Source organism: Nonomuraea angiospora, from assembly GCF_014873145.1.
GTDB lineage: Bacteria > Actinomycetota > Actinomycetes > Streptosporangiales > Streptosporangiaceae > Nonomuraea > Nonomuraea angiospora.
The window spans coordinates 810,621-826,586 of sequence record NZ_JADBEK010000001.1; the positions used below are offsets into that span (position 1 = coordinate 810,621).

At 73.4% G+C, this 15,966-nt stretch carries 15 protein-coding genes; 7 read left to right on the forward strand and 8 right to left on the reverse strand.

Going from position 1 to position 15,966, the window contains the following annotated elements; all coding sequences use genetic code 11:
* From paaD to paaA, 4 genes are read right to left on the reverse strand one after another with little or no spacing between them, the layout of a single operon-like run.
* Positions 1 to 630 carry a 1,2-phenylacetyl-CoA epoxidase subunit PaaD gene (gene paaD / locus H4W80_RS03590; protein WP_318787603.1) on the reverse strand — a complete coding sequence of 210 codons (630 nt, stop codon included), beginning with the start codon at positions 628 to 630 and terminating at the stop codon, positions 1 to 3.
* Positions 631 to 683: 53 nt separating this feature from the next.
* Complete coding sequence (gene paaC / locus H4W80_RS03595) at positions 684 to 1,520, reverse strand: 1,2-phenylacetyl-CoA epoxidase subunit PaaC (protein ID WP_192783750.1); 837 nt, start codon at positions 1,518 to 1,520, stop codon at positions 684 to 686.
* Positions 1,521 to 1,533: 13 nt separating this feature from the next.
* Positions 1,534 to 1,827 carry a 1,2-phenylacetyl-CoA epoxidase subunit PaaB gene (gene paaB, locus H4W80_RS03600; protein WP_192783751.1) on the reverse strand — a complete coding sequence of 98 codons (294 nt, stop codon included), beginning with the start codon at positions 1,825 to 1,827 and terminating at the stop codon, positions 1,534 to 1,536.
* Positions 1,824 to 2,768 (reverse strand): 1,2-phenylacetyl-CoA epoxidase subunit PaaA, encoded by a 945-nt coding sequence (gene paaA / locus H4W80_RS03605; RefSeq protein WP_192783752.1) that lies wholly within the window; start codon positions 2,766 to 2,768, stop codon positions 1,824 to 1,826. The genes paaB and paaA overlap by 4 nt, the downstream gene beginning before the upstream one ends.
* A 109-nt stretch (positions 2,769 to 2,877) precedes the next feature.
* Here paaA and paaZ point away from each other — a divergent pair, with 109 nt between their 5' ends.
* On the forward strand, positions 2,878 to 4,929 hold the full coding sequence (paaZ, locus tag H4W80_RS03610; protein WP_192783753.1) for a phenylacetic acid degradation bifunctional protein PaaZ: 2,052 nt from the start codon (positions 2,878 to 2,880) through the stop codon (positions 4,927 to 4,929).
* Position 4,930: 1 nt separating this feature from the next.
* The gene (locus H4W80_RS03615) at positions 4,931 to 5,734 is read left to right on the forward strand and encodes an enoyl-CoA hydratase/isomerase family protein (RefSeq protein WP_318786683.1); all 804 of its coding nucleotides are present in this window, start codon (positions 4,931 to 4,933) and stop codon (positions 5,732 to 5,734) included.
* Between the two features lie 128 nt (positions 5,735 to 5,862).
* On the opposite strand, the gene H4W80_RS03620 is transcribed toward H4W80_RS03615, so the two are convergent.
* Together H4W80_RS03620 and H4W80_RS63335 are read right to left on the reverse strand one after the other, a co-directional pair.
* Positions 5,863 to 7,272, reverse strand: coding sequence for an aldehyde dehydrogenase family protein (locus tag H4W80_RS03620; RefSeq protein ID WP_192783754.1), 1,410 nt, complete (start codon positions 7,270 to 7,272; stop codon positions 5,863 to 5,865).
* 8 nt (positions 7,273 to 7,280) lie between these two features.
* Positions 7,281 to 8,828 carry a GMC family oxidoreductase gene (locus H4W80_RS63335; RefSeq protein WP_192783755.1) on the reverse strand — a complete coding sequence of 516 codons (1,548 nt, stop codon included), beginning with the start codon at positions 8,826 to 8,828 and terminating at the stop codon, positions 7,281 to 7,283.
* Between the two features lie 122 nt (positions 8,829 to 8,950).
* Here H4W80_RS63335 and H4W80_RS03630 point away from each other — a divergent pair, with 122 nt between their 5' ends.
* A complete protein-coding gene (locus tag H4W80_RS03630) occupies positions 8,951 to 9,412 on the forward strand; it encodes a GbsR/MarR family transcriptional regulator (protein WP_318786684.1) in 462 nt (153 codons plus the stop codon).
* A gap of 4 nt (positions 9,413 to 9,416) precedes the next feature.
* Here the strand turns inward: H4W80_RS03630 and H4W80_RS03635 are convergent, their stop codons facing one another.
* Positions 9,417 to 9,908, reverse strand: a complete 492-nt coding sequence (locus H4W80_RS03635; RefSeq protein ID WP_225963219.1) for an Lrp/AsnC family transcriptional regulator — start codon at positions 9,906 to 9,908, stop codon at positions 9,417 to 9,419.
* 119 nt (positions 9,909 to 10,027) lie between these two features.
* Between H4W80_RS03635 and pdhA the strand changes: the two genes are divergently transcribed.
* The 4 genes from pdhA to hisC are packed head-to-tail and all read left to right on the forward strand — an operon-like array spanning position 10,028 to position 14,759.
* Positions 10,028 to 11,104 (forward strand): pyruvate dehydrogenase (acetyl-transferring) E1 component subunit alpha, encoded by a 1,077-nt coding sequence (gene pdhA, locus H4W80_RS03640; protein ID WP_192783756.1) that lies wholly within the window; start codon positions 10,028 to 10,030, stop codon positions 11,102 to 11,104.
* A gap of 1 nt (position 11,105) precedes the next feature.
* Positions 11,106 to 12,128 (forward strand): alpha-ketoacid dehydrogenase subunit beta, encoded by a 1,023-nt coding sequence (locus H4W80_RS03645; RefSeq protein WP_192783757.1) that lies wholly within the window; start codon positions 11,106 to 11,108, stop codon positions 12,126 to 12,128.
* A complete protein-coding gene (locus H4W80_RS03650; RefSeq protein ID WP_192783758.1) occupies positions 12,125 to 13,531 on the forward strand; it encodes a dihydrolipoamide acetyltransferase family protein in 1,407 nt (468 codons plus the stop codon). The genes H4W80_RS03645 and H4W80_RS03650 overlap by 4 nt, the downstream gene beginning before the upstream one ends.
* 19 nt (positions 13,532 to 13,550) lie before the next feature.
* Positions 13,551 to 14,759 carry a histidinol-phosphate transaminase gene (gene hisC, locus H4W80_RS03655; RefSeq protein WP_192783759.1) on the forward strand — a complete coding sequence of 403 codons (1,209 nt, stop codon included), beginning with the start codon at positions 13,551 to 13,553 and terminating at the stop codon, positions 14,757 to 14,759.
* Here the strand turns inward: hisC and H4W80_RS03660 are convergent.
* The gene (locus H4W80_RS03660; RefSeq protein ID WP_192783760.1) at positions 14,648 to 15,958 is read right to left on the reverse strand and encodes an MFS transporter; all 1,311 of its coding nucleotides are present in this window, start codon (positions 15,956 to 15,958) and stop codon (positions 14,648 to 14,650) included. The two genes, hisC and H4W80_RS03660, sit on opposite strands and share 112 nt — an antisense overlap.
* Between the last annotated feature and the right edge of the window lie 8 nt (positions 15,959 to 15,966).

Sequence of the window (15,966 nt, forward strand, 5' to 3'; positions counted from 1 at the left end):
TCAGATCTCCTTGACGTGCTCGAACGGCTCAAGGCAGCCGGTGCAGCGGTAGAGGGCCTTGCAGGCGGTCGCGCCGAACTCGGACGTCAGCCGGGTCGCCGCCGACCCGCAGCGCGGGCAGGGCGGGGCGCTCCTGGCCGGCCCGAGGGTGAGCGGGATCGGGCCGCTGCGCCGGGGGGCGGGGCCGGGGGCCGACAGCCCGGCCTCGCGCAGGGCGGCCCGGCCGCGCTCGCTGATCCAGTCGCTCGACCAGGGCGGATCCAGGACGATCCGCACCTCGACCCGGGCGAACCCGGCCTCCCGCAGCCGGTGGACGAGGTCGTCGCGCATGGTCGCCAGGGCCGGGCAGCCGGTGTACGTCGGGGTGATCGACACGACCACCTCCTCGCCGCCGTGGACCTCGCCGCCGTGGACCTCGCCGCCGTGGACCTCGCCGCCGTGGACCTCGCCACCGTTGACAGCGCCACCGTTGACAGCGCCACCGTTGACAGCGCCACCGTTGACAGCGCCACCGTTGACCTCGACGCCGCGCAGCACGCCGAGGTCGGCGAGGGTGAGCATGGGCATCTCGGGGTCGCGCACCCCTGCCGCGACCTCGGCGGCCCGCTCGCGGGCGCTCACCAGCGCCACCTCGGCGGCCGCGCCGCCCACCAGCGCCACCTCGGCGGCCCGCTCGCGCCCGCTCACCAGCGCCCGCTCGGGTGGGCGCGGGCGACGACCTGCATCTCGGCGAGCAGCGGGCCGAGGGCGTCGGTGTGCGCGCCGTCGCGGCCGGCGCCGGTCAGCGGCGCCCGCCCCGGCCGCTCGACGCCGCTCACGGCGAAGACCTGGTCGAGGACGACGTCCACCTCCTGGCGCAGCTCCACGCCGAGATCGGTGAGCTCGGCCTGGTACGGCCACAGGGCGTCCAGCGCCGCCACCAGCCTGCGCCGCGACTCCTCGGTCCCCTGCGCCAGGGTGAGGAACCAGCGGCCCGCCCAGTCGCGGTGGTAGGTGAGCTCCTTCACGCCCTTGGCCGCCACCGCCGCCAGGACCTGGTCAGGGCTCGTACGCAGCCGCTCCAGCAGCGCGAGCCGGGCCACCGAGAACAGCAGCAGCCGCACGACGACGTGCGCGAAGTCCCCGTTCTCCACCTCGGCGAGCCGGACGTTGCGGAACTGCTCCGCGTCGCGGAAGTACGCCAGCGCGTCCTCGGCGGGCACCGGCGAGCCCTCGGGGAGGGCGGGCACGAGGCCGGGGTCCGCGGCGGCCGCCCGCGTCAGCAGCAGGCGGGCCTGGCCGAGCAGGTCGAGCGCCATGTTCGCCAGCGCGATGTCCTCTTCCAGGTCGGGCGCGCGGCTGCACCACTCGGCCAGGCGCTGCGACATGATCAGCGCGTCGTCGCCGAGCATGAGGCAGTACGCGGCCAGCTCGGCGGCGTCCACGCCCGGCGGCACCGTGGTGTCGACCCCGGCCAGGGGGTCCTCGAAGCCGGTGCCGAAGGCCCACTGCGAGGAGTCGCCGGCGAATTCGTCGTTCATGCTTGCCAACCGATCACATGTGCGGGACGTTGTCGGGAATGTCGTAGAACGTCGGGTGCCGGTAGACCTTGTCCCCGCTCGGCGCGAACAGCGGGTCCTTCTCGTCCGGGCTGGAGGCCGTGATGGCGTCGGCCCGTACGACCCAGATGCTCACGCCCTCGTTGCGCCGGGTGTAGACGTCACGCGCGTGCCGTACGGCCATCGCGTCGTCGGCGGCGTGCAGCGACCCGACGTGCACGTGGTTGAGGCCCCGCTTGCCGCGGACGAACACCTCGTACAGCGGCCACTCCCGCCGGTCGGCGCTCATCGCGTGCCCGCCCGCTCCGCGAAGGCCGCCGCGGCCTCGCGTACCCAGGCGCCGTCCTCGTGCGCGGCCCGGCGGTGCGCCAGCCGCTGGGCGTTGCACGGCCCGTCACCGCGGATCACGGCGGCGAGCTCCGCCCAGTCGGGCTCGCCGAAGTCGTGGTGGCCGCGTTCGGCGTTCCAGCGCAGGTCGGGGTCGGGCAGCGTCACCCCGAGCGCCTCGGCCTGCGGGACCGTCATGTCCACGAACCTCTGGCGCAGCTCGTCGTTGGAGTTGCGCTTGACGCCCCAGGCCATCGACCGCGCGCTGTTGGGGGAGTCGGCGTCCGGCGGGCCGAACATCATCAGCGACGGCCACCAGAACCGGTCCACCGACTCCTGGACCATCGCCCGCTGGGCGTCGGTGCCGCGCATCATCGTCATCAGCAGCTCGTAGCCCTGCCGCTGGTGGAACGACTCCTCCTTGCAGATGCGGATCATGGCGCGCCCGTACGGGCCGTAGGAGGTGCGGCAGAGCGGCACCTGGTTGCAGATCGCGGCGCCGTCGACCAGCCAGCCGATCGTGCCGACGTCGGCGTACGACAGCGTCGGATAGTTGAAGATCGAGGAGTACTTCTGCCGGCCCGCGAGCAGCAGCTCGGTCAGCTCGGCGCGCGAGACGCCCAGGGTCTCGCACGCCGAGTACAGGTACAGGCCGTGCCCGGCCTCGTCCTGCACCTTGGCCAGCAGGATCGCCTTGCGGCGCAGGGACGGCGCGCGGCCGATCCACGCGCCCTCGGGCTGCATGCCGATGATCTCGGAGTGCGCGTGCTGGGCGATCTGGCGTACGAGCGTCCGGCGGTAGGCGTCCGGCATCCAGTCCCGGGGCTCGATCCGGTCGTGGCGCGCGATCGTCGCCTCGAACGCGGCTTCGAGCGCTTCCGGCTCCGCCGGTGTCGTCGTCATCGATTTCCCTCCTCGGGCGTCGAGTCGTATTTACTTATCGCTCGGTCAGTAATACCGTGACACGTGTGGGGGTACCTGCGCAAGGGGCCCGCGGAGAGGAGACGACAGCGTGAGCGCGCTGCTGGAGAGCTACGCCGCCGGAGGATGGTTCCGGGCGGCCGATGACGGGGAGCCCCTGCTCGACGCCGCCACGGGCGAGGAGGTCGCGCGGATCTCCAGCCGGGGGCTGGACGTCGCCGCGATGGTCCGCCACGCCCGTGACACCGGCGGGCCCGCGCTGCGGTCCCTGACCTTCCACGAGCGGGCGGCCCTGCTGAAGGCGCTGGCCAGGCACCTGACCGAGCGCAAGGAGGAGCTGTACGCGCTGTCGGTGCGCACCGGCGCCACCTCGCGCGACACGATGATCGACGTGGACGGCGGCATCGGCACCCTGTTCAGCTACGCCGGCAAGGGCGTTCGGGAGCTGCCGAACGACACCGTCGTCCTGGACGGCGGCCTGGAGCGCCTGGGCAAGGGCGGCACGTTCGTCGGCCAGCACCTCTACACCTCGCGGCCGGGCGTCGCCGTGCAGATCAACGCCTTCAACTTCCCGGTCTGGGGGATGCTCGAGAAGCTGGCCCCCGCCTTCCTGGCCGGGCTGCCCTCGGTCGTCAAGCCCGCGAGCCAGACCGCGTACCTGACCGAGCTGGCCGTACGGCTGATCGTCGAGTCGGGCCTCCTGCCCGAGGGCACGCTCCAGCTCGTCGCGGGCGGCGCCGGCGGGCTGCTCGACGAGCTGACCGTCCAGGACTCCGTCGCCTTCACCGGCTCCGCCCACACCGCGGGCATCCTGCGCCGCCACCCGAACGTGCTGGACGGCGGCGTCCTGCTGGGCGTCGAGGCCGACTCGCTGAACTGCTCGATCCTGGGGCCGGACGTGCGGCCGGAGGACCCGGAGTTCGACCTGTTCGTCAAGGGCGTCGTCACCGAGATGACGGTCAAGGCGGGACAGAAGTGCACGGCCATCCGCCGGGTCCTCGTGCCCTCGCCCCTGGCCGGCCAGGTCGTCGAGGCGCTGGCCGAGCGCCTGGCCAAGGTGACCGTCGGCGATCCCCGCAATCCGGACGTACGGATGGGCGCGCTGGCCAGCCTCGGCCAGCGCGACGAGGTGCGCAAGGCCGTCGAGGCGCTGCGGGCGAGCGCCGAGGTCGTCTTCGGCGACCCCGCCGGCGCCGCCCTGCTCGACGGCGACGCCGAGCGCGGCGCGTTCATGACGCCGCTGCTGCTGCGCGCCCGCCCCGGCGCCACCGAGCCGCACGACGTGGAGCCGTTCGGGCCGGTCGGCACCGTGCTCGCCTACGACGGCCTGGACTCGGCGATCGCGCTGGCGGCGCGCGGCAGGGGCAGCCTCGTCGCCTCCGTCGCCACCCATGACCCGGAGGTCGCGCGGACCGTCGTGCTGGGGCTCGCGCCGTGGCACGGCCGGGTCCTCGTCCTGGACAGGGACGACGCCAAGGAGTCCACCGGGCACGGCTCGCCGCTGCCCGTCCTCGTCCACGGCGGCCCGGGCCGGGCCGGCGGCGGCGAGGAGCTGGGCGGCGTGCGCGGGGTCCTGCGCCACATGCAGCGCACCGCCGTCCAGGCCTCCCCGGACCTGCTCACCGCGGTCACCGGCCGCTGGACCACGGGCGCCGCGCGCGCCGAATCGGGCGTCCACCCCTTCCGCAAGTCCCTGGCGGAGCTGCGGGTCGGTGACACCATCGCCTCCGCGCCGCGTACGGTCTCGCTCGCCGACATCGAGCACTTCGCCGAGTTCACCGGGGACACCTTCTACGCCCACACCGACGCCGAGGCCGCCGCGCGCAACCCGCTGTTCGGCGGCATCGTCGCCCACGGCTACCTCGTCGTGTCCCTGGCCGCCGGGCTCTTCGTGGATCCGGCGCCCGGACCGGTCCTGGCGAACTTCGGCGTCGACTCCCTGCGCTTCCTCACCCCGGTGAAGGCGGGCGACACGATCGACGTGACGCTGACCGTCAAGCAGATCACCCCGCGCAGCTCCGCCGACTACGGCGAGGTCCGCTGGGACGCCGTCGTCGCCAACCAGGACGGCCAGCCGGTCGCCACGTACGACGTGCTGACGCTCGTGGCCAAGACCTGGCCGCTGCCCGGACAGGAGGCCTGAGGTGGACCCTGTGGTGGAGGGGGCCCCGCTCCTGCTTGAACGAGATGGCGCCGTCGCCGTGCTGACCCTCAACCGCCCGGACCGCCGCAACGCGCTGGACACGGGGCTGAAGACGGCGCTGCGCCGGGCGCTGGAGGAGGTCGCGGCCGACGACGCCGTACGCGCCGTGCTGCTGACCGGCGCGGGGACCGCCTTCTGCGTCGGGCAGGACCTCGCCGAGCACGCCGCGGCCCTCCGCTCGGACGCCGGGCACGCCTTCGACACCGTCGAGGAGGACTACGCGCCGATCGTCCGGCTCCTGGCCACCATGGGCAAACCGGTCGTCGCCGCCGTCAACGGCACGTGCGTCGGCGCCGGCCTGGCCCTCGCCCTGGCCTGCGACCTGCGGGTGCTCGCGGAGGAGGCCGTCTTCGCGACGGCGTTCACGGCGATCGGGCTGACGTGCGACTCGGGGCTGTCCCTGACGCTCGCGCGGGCGGTCGGCGAGGCCAGGGCCAAGGAGCTGGTCCTGCTGGGCGAGTCGTTCGGCGCCCGGCAGGCGGTGGAGTGGGGGATCACGGGCCGCGTGGTCCCCCAGGAGGAGGCGGGCGGGGTGGCGCGCGAGCTCGCGGCCCGGCTCGCCGCCGGGCCGACCGCCGCCTACGCCGAGTCCAAGCGGCTGATCGCCGGGGCCTGGGACCAGGACCTCGGGGCGGCGCTCACCGCCGAAGCCCGCGCCCAGGCCCGCCTGGGGCTGACGGCCGACCACGCGGGGGCGGTGGAGGCGTTCCTCGACAAACGCAAACCCACCTTCGAGGGCCGCTGACCCACCGGCCCCGGCTCGCGTCGGGCGCCGTACCCGCCACCCACGTGCCGGCCCGCGTCTTCTCGAAGGCCGGCCCGGGGTGGGCGTGGACGCCGGTCACCCCAGGCCCGTACGACGTCGGCGGGCCGTCACGCGGCCGGTGCGGTGTGGATCGAGGTGGGGCGGGTGGCCGCGTCATAGGCGGCGCGGGAGCCGGTCGCGCCCATGCCGCTGTCCCCGGCCGGTTCGTACAGCCGCTCGGGGCCGCCGCCCTGCCACTGGTTCACCCACACGACACCGGCGGGGATGCGGCGGGCGGCCGCCATGTGCGCGGGGTCGGCGGTGTACACGGTGGCGGCCAGGCCGAAGCGTGACGCGCTCGCCCGCTCCAGCCCCTCCTCGAAGGAGGAGACCACGACCACCGGGGCGATCGGGCCGAAGGTCTCCTCGGTCATGACCAGCATGGACTCCTCCACGCCGGTGAGCACGGTCGCGGGGTAGAAGAAGCCCCTGCCCTCCGGCACCACCCCGCCGGCCCGTACGGTCGCGCCGCGCGCGACCGCGTCGGCGACGTGCCGTGCCACGATGTCGCGCTGCCGCCGGTCGACCAGCGGGCCGAGGACGGTGCCCGCGTCGTGCCCGTCACCGAGCGCGTATGTGCCCGCGGCCTCCACCAGGGCCTCGATGAACGGCTCGGCGACGTCGCGGTGCACGTAGACGCGTTCCATGGAGGTGCAGATCTGGCCGGAGTTCGCGAAGGCGCCGAACGCGACCGCGGCGGCGGTGGCCACCGGGTCCACCCCCGCGTCGACCACCACGGGATCCTTGCCGCCCAGCTCCAGGATCGAGCGGCGCAGCAGCGCCCCGGTCCGCTCGCCGACCTTGCGCCCGGACTCGACGGAGCCGGTGAAGTGCACGAGCCCGACGCGTTCGTCGGCGACCAGCGGCGCGCCCGCGCGGGAGTCGCCGAGGACCAGGTTGACCACGCCGGGCGGCAGGTCCATCAGCTCCAGCAGCCGCACCGCCGACATCGGCGAGCGCTCGGACGGCTTGAGCACGACGGTGTTCCCGGCGGCCAGCAGCGGGCCGAGCGCGCCCAGGGTCATGGGCACGGGGAAGTTCCACGGCACGATCACGGCGGCCACCCCGAGAGGGGTGCGCACGATCGTCGTGCCGGTGCCGTCGATGGTCTCCTCGAACGCGTACTCCAGGGCCTCGGCCACCGCCGCCTTGAACCCCGTCGCCGCGCCGCCGATGAAGGCCCGGCCGAGGGCGACGGGCTTGCCCATCTCCCGGCATTCGAGCTCCGCCAGCTCGTCGGCGTGGGCGGCGACCGTGTCCGCCCATCGGGACAGCCGCTCCACCCGTTCGGCGACGCTCAGCGCGGCCCAGGCCGGCTGCGCGCGCACGGCCGCGTCCACGGCCAGGCGCACGTCCTGCGGCGAGCCGCTGGGGCAGCGGGCGACGACCTCCTCGGTCGCGGGGTTGACCACGTCGTGGAAGGCGTCGCCCCGGGAGTCCTCCCAGGTGCCGCCGATCAGGTTCTGCAGGGTTTTCACAGGGCTCCTCAGAGACGGTCGGCCATGAGCTCGCCGACCATGATCGATGCCAGGTTGGTGTTGGCCCGGGGTACGGACGGGAAGATCGACGCGTCCACCACGCGCAGCCCCTCGACCCCGAGGACGCGGCACGACGGGTCCACCACCGTGGCGGCGTCCCCGGGCGCGCCCATCCGGCAGGTGCTGGTGCCGTGCTGGGCGTCCACGGCGGTGGCGAGGAGGTGCTCGTCGAGCGCGGCGTCGTCGTCCAGCACCGCGAACAGCCGCTTGTTGCTCGCCTCCACGGAGCCGGAGCCCGCGACGATCGTGGCCGCCTCGGGGCCGCGCGCCAGCTCGACCAGGGCGCGCACGCCCTCGCGCAGGCGTCGCAGGTCGCGGGGGTCCGACAGCATGCGTTCGCGCACCTCGGGCTGGGCCTGCGGGTCGGCGGAGGTCAGCGTCAGCACGCCGCGCGAGTGGTTCTGGTTGAGCCACACGCCGAAGCCGCCCGCCGGGAAGCGGGTGTCGGCGGCCTGCATGGACAGCACGTTCTGGTTCAGCGAGACGAACATCAGGTCGTGCGGCAGCCCACCGGGGCCGCCGCTGGTGTGGCGGTCGTCGGCCGTCTTGACGGCGGCCTCCTCGGTCAGCGGCAGCTCGACGACGATCATCGGATGGTCCTGCATGCCGAGCCCGACCGGGAGGTCCCGCCGTACCGTGATCCCCAGGCGGCCCAGGTCGGCGGCCGGGCCGACGCCCGAGCGCATGAGGATCGCGGGGGAGTGGATCACGCCCGCGCTGAGGACGATCTCGTCGGCGTACTCGGTCACCATGGTCCCGCCCACGACGGCCCGCACGCCGACGGCGCGGTCACCGGCGAAGACGACCTGGTCGACCAGGGCGTCACCGCGGACGGTGAGGCCGGGCAGGGACCGGGCCGGCTCGAGGTAGCCGTCGTTGACCGTGACCCGGCGCCCGGCGCGCGAGTTGATCGGGTAGGGGGAGACGCCGGCGGCCCCGGGCGCGTTCACGTCCGGCGCCCAGGGGTGCCCGGCCGCCAGCGCGGCGGCGGCCAGCGCGGCGTCCGCCCCGCCCCACCGCTCGCGCGGCATCCGGAAGATCGGAGTCGGCCCGCCCCGCCCGTGGTACGGCTCGTCGCCGAACTCCTCGTCGTCCTCCAGCTTCGCGAAGTACGGCAGCACGTCCCGCCACGACCAGCCGGCGCATCCCGCCGCGGCCCAGTCGTCGAAGTCCTCCATCGGCGGGCGGATCGCGATCTGCCCGTTGATCGACGAGCTGCCGCCGACGCCCCTGCCCCGCCAGTACGGGGCCGCCGCCTGCCTGTCGGTGCGGGAGGAGGTGACGCCCGTCCAGACCAGGCCCTCGACGGCGGTGGGGTCGAGCAGCGCGCGGACCGGGTTGGGGGAGCGCCACGCCTCGTGCAACCGCGCCGAACGGTAGTCGGGCCCGGCCTCCAGCAGCAGGACGCGCTTGCCCCGCTCGGCGGAGCGGGCGGCCAGTGCCGCGCCGGCGGACCCCGCCCCCACGACGATGATGTCCCAGCCCGTGTCTGTCACGGCGAACCTCCTGCGCTCGGCCCGGAACCGCCCGGGCCACCGTTAGCCGGTAGACTGCCCCCAGCAGAAAGTTCAGTCAATAGTGAAAGTTCATTTTTTTCTGAACGGATGGTGTTCCGCTGGTGTCCGTCGGCGACGTGAACCTCCTGATCGACGACTTCGGCCTGCGCATCGGCCGCGCGATGGGCTGGCCGCCGATGGCCGGGCGGGCCGCGGGGGTGCTCATGCTGAGCGAGAGCCCCATGACGATGGACGAGCTGCAGGCCGCCCTGAACGCCAGCAAGGGCTCGGTCTCGGAGACGACCCGCCTGCTCGTGGTCAGCGGGACCGTGCGGCGGTTCAAGGAGCCCGGGTCCCGGCAGTACGTGTACGAGTGGCGCGACGACGCCTGGATCGGCTGCCTGCAGCACCAGCTGGAGCAGACGACCGAGCTGCTCGCCCTGGCCGAGAACGCCCGGGCCCGCTCGGCCGGGCTCCCCGATCGCCAGCGCGCCCGCATGTCCGAGATGTACGACTACTACACGTTCATGGTGCGGAGCCTGGAGGCGTTGCTCGGCGAGTACAAGGCGTCGCGGGCACGCTGAGCGCTCACCCGGCTCCGGCGCCGCGGGCCTCCTCGAACACCAGCCATGTGCGGGTCGCGCGGATGCCCGGGATGTCCTGGATGAGCTCCAGCACCACGTGCCGGAGCGTCGCGTTGTCCGGGGTCCTGACCAGGGCCAGGACGTCGTAGTCGCCGCCGACCAGGGCGAAGTTCTCGACGTACGGAGTCTCCCGGAGACGGGCCGACACCGCGCGCCAGGAGTTCTGCTCGATGGTGAGCGAGACGTACGCGCTGGTGCCCAGGCCGGCCTTGTGCGGCGCGATCCGCGCCGTGAAGCCGGTGATCACCCCGGCGTCCATCAACCGGGTGATCCTGGCGTAGACGTTGGCCCGGGAGACGTGCACGCGCTCGGCGAGGGTGCGCATCGAGATCCGGCCGTCGCGCCGCAGCTCGGCGATGATCGCCCGGTCCACCCCGTCCAGCGGCGCGGCCGAATGTCCCGCCAACCCCTCTCCGACGCCGTCGTTGAACGACAATCGGCCCTCCTTAAGACTGGTTTGAGACCTTTTGTCGCTCATCATGCCTGATGTCTTGAACACCTGGCTCCATCCGCGGACGCTTTCCCTGTCAAACGTCCAGAGAAAGGGAGCGTCGCATGTCCGTCGACGTCCTTCTGCCCTCACCCGTGCCGGTGCGCTTCGTCGCCGAGGACGGCACGCCGGTCCAGCCGCCCACCGGCTACCAGGTGCCGGAGGAGGATCGGCTGCTGGAGGCCTACCGCCGGATGGTCGTCGGCCGCCGCTTCGACCGCCAGGCGACCGCGCTGACCAAGCAGGGACGCCTGGCCGTCTACCCCTCCAGCCGCGGGCAGGAGGCCTGCCAGATCGCCGGGGTGCTCGCGCTGCGCGAGGACGACTGGCTGTTCCCGACCTACCGGGACTCGGTGGCGCTGGTCTCCCGTGGCCTCGATCCCGTCGAGGTGCTGACCCTGCTGCGGGGCGGCTGGCACTGCGGGTACGACCCCGCCGCCACCCGGGTCGCGCCCCAGTGCACCCCGCTGGCCACCCAGACCATCCACGCCGTGGGCATGGCCGACGCCCTGCGCCGCAAGAACGAGAGCGGCGTCGTCATGGCGTTCATCGGCGACGGCGGCACCAGCGAGGGCGACTTCCACGAGGCGCTGAACTACGCCGCGGTCCTGCACGCGCCCGTCGTGTTCTTCGTGCAGAACAACAAGTACGCGATCTCCGTGCCGCTGGCCAAGCAGAGCGCCGCGCCCGCGCTCGCGTACAAGGGCATCGGGTACGGCATCCGCTCCGAGCAGGTGGACGGCAACGACCTCGTCGCGGTGCTGTCGGTCCTGACGGCGGCCGTGGAGCACGCGCGCACCGGCGGCGGCCCCTTCCTGGTGGAGGCGCACACCTACCGCATGGACCCCCACACCAACGCCGACGACGCCGGCCGTTACCGGGACAAGGGGGAGGTCGAGCAGTGGGAGGCGGCCGACCCGCTCGCCCGCCTGGAGACCTACCTGCGCGAGCGCGGCGCGCTCGACGCGGCCGCCGTGGACGCGGCGCACCAGGCCGCCGAGGAGTTCGCCGCCCGGGTGCGCGAGGAGATGAACGCCGACCCGAAGGCGGATCCGTTCGAGCTGTTCGAGCACGTCTTCGCCGAGGCCACGCCCCAGTTGCGCGAGCAGCGGGCCCTGCTGGCGTCCGAACTGGAGGACTGAGATGACCAGTTTGAGCATGGCGCAGGCGTTGAACGCCGCGCTGAGGGACGCCCTGCGCGAGGACGAACGCGTGCTCGTCTTCGGCGAGGACGTGGGCCCGCTGGGCGGCGTCTTCCGCGTCACCGACGGGCTGACCAAGGAGTTCGGCGAGGAGCGGTGCTTCGACACGCCGCTGGCCGAGGCGGGGATCGTGGGCCTGGCCGTGGGCCTGGCCATGGGCGGCTTCCGGCCGGTGATCGAGATGCAGTTCGACGCCTTCGCCTATCCGGCCTTCGAACAGATCGCCTCGCACGTGGCCAAGCTGCGCAACCGTACGCGCGGGCGGCTGTCGCTGCCGATGGTGATCAGGATCCCGTACGCGGGCGGCATCGGCGGCGTCGAGCACCACTGCGACTCCAGCGAGGCGTACTACGCGCACACGCCCGGCCTGAAGGTCGTGACCCCCGCGACGGCCGACGACGCGTACTGGCTGCTGCGCGACGCCATCGCCGACCCCGACCCGGTGATCTTCATGGAGCCCAAGCGCCTGTACTGGTCCAAGGGTGAGACGTCCTTCGGGGACCGGCGGGCGGCGGGGTTCGGGCAGGCGGCGGTGGTGCGCGAGGGCCGCGACGCGACGCTGGTCGCCTACGGGCCGAGCGTTTCGGTGGCGCTCCAGGCCGCCGACGCCGCGGCCGAGGACGGGCTCGCCCTGGAGGTGGTGGACCTGCGGACGATCGTCCCGTTCGACGACTCGACCGTCGTGTCCTCCGTACGCAAGACCGGGCGCTGCGTGGTGATCCAGGAGGCCCAGGGGTTCGCCGGGGTGGGCGCGGAGATCGCGGCCCGGGTGCAGGAGCGGTGCTTCCACTCGCTGGCGGCGCCGGTGCTGCGGGTCACGGGGTTCGACATCCCGTACCCGCCCCCGATCCTCGAGCACTCGCATCTGCCGGACGCCGACCGGGTGCTGGACGCGGTGGACCGGCTCCAGTTCGGCGACGAGCCCGATCTGGCGCACCTGGGCGGTTCCGGGGAGGCGTCATGACGCGGCACGTGTTCCGCCTGCCCGATCTGGGCGAGGGGCTGACGGAGGCCGAGATCGTCGACTGGAAGGTCTCCGTCGGGGACACCGTCGAGATCGACCAGATCGTGGTGGAGGTCGAGACGGCCAAGGCGGCGGTGGAGGTGCCCGTGCCGTACGCGGGGACGGTGCTGAGCCTGAACGCTCCGGCGGGGACCGTCCTGTCGGTGGGGGAGCCGCTCATCGAGGTCGGGCCTGCGAGGGGTGCGGGCGGTTCGGCGGCCGCGGAGCGTTACCGGGAGGAGGAACGCGCCGGATCCGGAAATGTCCTCATCGGCTACGGCACCGGCCACACCCCCACCAACCGCCGACGCCGCACCCCCCGAAAGCCCCCCACCACCCAGCCCCACACGGCCCCGGGTTCCATGGCCGATGAGCTGCAGGCACCTCGGGTGATCTCCCCGCTCGTGCGCAGGCTCGCCCACGAGCACGGGGTGGATCTCGCCGCCGTCACCCCCACCGGACCCCGCGGCGTGATCCTCCGCCGCGACGTCGAAAGCGCCATCGCCGCCCTCTCCACCTCCACCGTCTCCACCATCGCCGCCGCTGCCGTCGATCCGGCGACGCCCCGAGCGACCGAGACAGCCGCGCCCGCGACCCAGCCGAACTCGGACCCGATCCACCCCATCTCGGACCCGACCCGGACGACACCGATCGCGGCCGGAACCCCGCTGCGGGCCGAGCGCATCCCCTTGCGCGGGCTGCGGCGGGCAGTGGCCGACAAGCTGAGCCGCAGCCGCACCGAGATCCCCGACGCCACCACCTGGGTGGACGTCGACGCCACCGGCCTGCTCGAGGTCAAGGACGCGCTCCGGCGGGACCGCCCGGACCTGGGCATCGGGCTGCTCGCGCTCCTGGCCCGCGTCTGCGTGGCCGCCCTGCGCCGCTTCCCCGAGCTGAACTCCTCGGTCGACACCGCCCGCGCCGAGATCGTCCGGCACGGTCACGTCAACCTCGGCTTCGCCGCCCAGACCGATCGCGGCCTGGTCGTGCCGGTGGTCCGCGACGCGCACCTCATGTCGACCGCGCAGCTCGCCGCCGAACTGACCAGGCTCACCGCCCTCGCCCGCGAAGGCACGCTGCCTCCCGCGGCGCTGACCGGGGGCACGTTCACGCTCAACAACTACGGAGTCTTCGGCGTGGACGGATCCACCCCGATCATCAACCACCCCGAGGCGGCGCTCCTCGGCGTCGGCCGCATCATCGACCGCCCCTGGGTGCGGGACGGCGCGGTCGTGCCCCGCAAGGTCACCCAGCTGTCGTTCACGTTCGACCACCGCGTCTGCGACGGCGGCGCGGCGGGCGGCTTCCTGCGCTTCGTGGCCGACTGCGTGGAGAACCCCGCCATCCTGCTCGCCCACGCCTGACGGAAGGAAGTGACCTCAGGTGGTCAACCTACGCTCGTCCCTGCTCGGCCTCCAGTCCTACGTGCCGGGCCGCAAGTCGCCCGGGGCCGTCGTCCTGGCCAGCAACGAGTGCCCGTACGGCCTGCTGCCCGGCGTCGCCGCCCGCCTGGCCGAGCTGACCGGCGGCCTGTCCCGGTACCCGGACATGGGGGCCACCCGCCTGCTCGAAGCGCTGGCCGCCCGCCATGAGGTGAGCCCCGATCGCATCGCCGTGGGCGCGGGCTCGTCCGAGGTCTGCGGGCAGGTCCTGCACACGGTGTGCGGGCCGGGCAGCGAGGTGGTCTTCGGGTGGCGGTCGTTCGAGGCGTACCCGATCCTGACCACGGTGGCGGGCGGAGTCCCCGTACGGGTGCCGCTGCGCGACCACGTGCAGGACCTCCCGGCCATGGCGGCGGCCATCACCCCGCGGACCAGGCTGGTGTTCGTCTGCAACCCGAACAACCCGACCTCCACCCCCGTCGGCGAGGCCGCCCTGCGCGCCTTCGTGGACCAGGTGCCCGAGGACGTGCTGATCGCCGTCGACGAGGCCTACCACGAGTACGCCGACCCGTCCGCCGTGCCGGACGCGCTCGCCCTCTTCGGGGACCGGCCGAACGTCGTCGTGCTCAGGACCTTCTCCAAGGCGTACGCGCTGGCCGGCCTGCGTGTCGGCTACTGCGTCGGGCCGCCGGAGATCATCGCCCAGGTACGCAAGACGCAGACGCCCTTCAGCGTCAGCGCCCTCGCCCAGGAGGCGGCCGTCGCGGCGCTCCGGGAGCACGAGGAGGTGGACCGGCGGGTCGCCCTCACCGTCAAGGAGCGCGACCGCGTCACCGGCGAACTCCAGGCCCTCGGCTATGACCTGCCGCCCTCTCAGGCGAACTTCCTGTGGCTCCCGCTCGGCCAGGACAGCGCGCCCTTCGCCGACCACTGCCACGGCAACGGGGTGATCGTGCGGGCGTTCCCGGGGGAGGGGGTGCGCGTCACGGTGGGCCTGCCGGAGGAGAACTCGGCCTTTCTCGCGCCGGCCGCGACCTTCCGCGCGACGACCGCGGAAGGACAAACGGCCGTCCCGGACGCGATCGGGGCCGGGACACCTCAGGCCCCGCCGGTGACCTCGTCCACGCCCCGGTCCAGCCGCAGGCCGCGGGTCTCCCTGAACGAGGTCAGCACCACGACCAGCGACACGGCCGCGAGCCCCACCATGTAGAAGGCGGGCGCGACGGCGCTGCCCGACGCGGAGACCAGCCCGGTCGCCACGAACGGGGCGGTGCCGCCGAACAGCACGTACGCCGCCGTGTACCCGATGGCCGAGCCGCTCGCCCGCACCTTCGCGGGGAACATCTCCACCAGCGCGGGCACGTTGGAGGTGCCGATCACCGCCACGAGCATCGCCAGCACCGAAGTGCCGACCATCGCCCCGGCCAGGCTCGACCCCATCAGCCAGAACGCCGGCAGCGGCAGCAGCACGAAGCCCGCGCACGCCACGACGAGCATGGGCCGGCGGCCGAACCGGTCGCTGGCCGCCGCCGCGAACAGGCAGGCCACGCTGTAGGCGAGCATCGAGACCACGTTCGTGAGCTGGGCCTGGCTCTTGGTGTAGCCGAGCTCCTCCGACATGTACGCGATCATGTAGCTGCTCATCAGGTAGTACCCGACGGCGTTGGTGATGCTGTAGCCGAAGAGCGTGGCGATCTGGCGGCCGCAGCGGCGCACGGCCTCGCGCAGCGGCGCCGGCTCGACCGCGTCGTTCTGCTGCAGCGACCGGAACACGGGCGTGTCCTCGACCTTGGACCGCAGGTAGAGCCCGATGAGCCCGAGCGGCGCCGCCAGCAGGAACGGGATGCGCCAGCCCCAGCTCTGCAGGGCCTCGGCCGTGACCGACGAGGTGATCAGGAAGCCGACGCCGGAGCCCGCCACGCTGGCCAGGCCCACGGTCACCGGCACGGCGGCGGCGAAGCGGGCCCGCCGCCCCTCCGGCGCGTACTCCACGATGAACGCCGACGCCCCCGTGTACTCGCCGCCGGTCGAGAACCCCTGGGCGCAGCGCAGCAGGAACAGCAGGATCGGCGCGGCCATGCCCCAGGAGGCGTAGGTGGGCAGGATGCCGATGAGGAACGTGGCGCCGCTCATCGTCAGGATGGTCAGCGCCAGCATCCGGTTGCGGCCGAGGCGGTCGCCGTACCTGCCGAAGAAGGCGGCCCCGAGCGGGCGGGCGATGAACCCGCCCGCGAAGATCGCCCAGGTGGCGAGCAGCGCGGCCGTCGTGTCGTAGTCGGGGAAGAACAGCTTGGCGATCGTCGCGGACATCACCGCGTACGCCGCCGAGTCGAACCATTCGACGAAGTTGCCGATGGCGGAGGCCATGGTGACCTTGCGCCGGACGTCCGTGGTGGGGTGGGGGGTCATTGTCACTC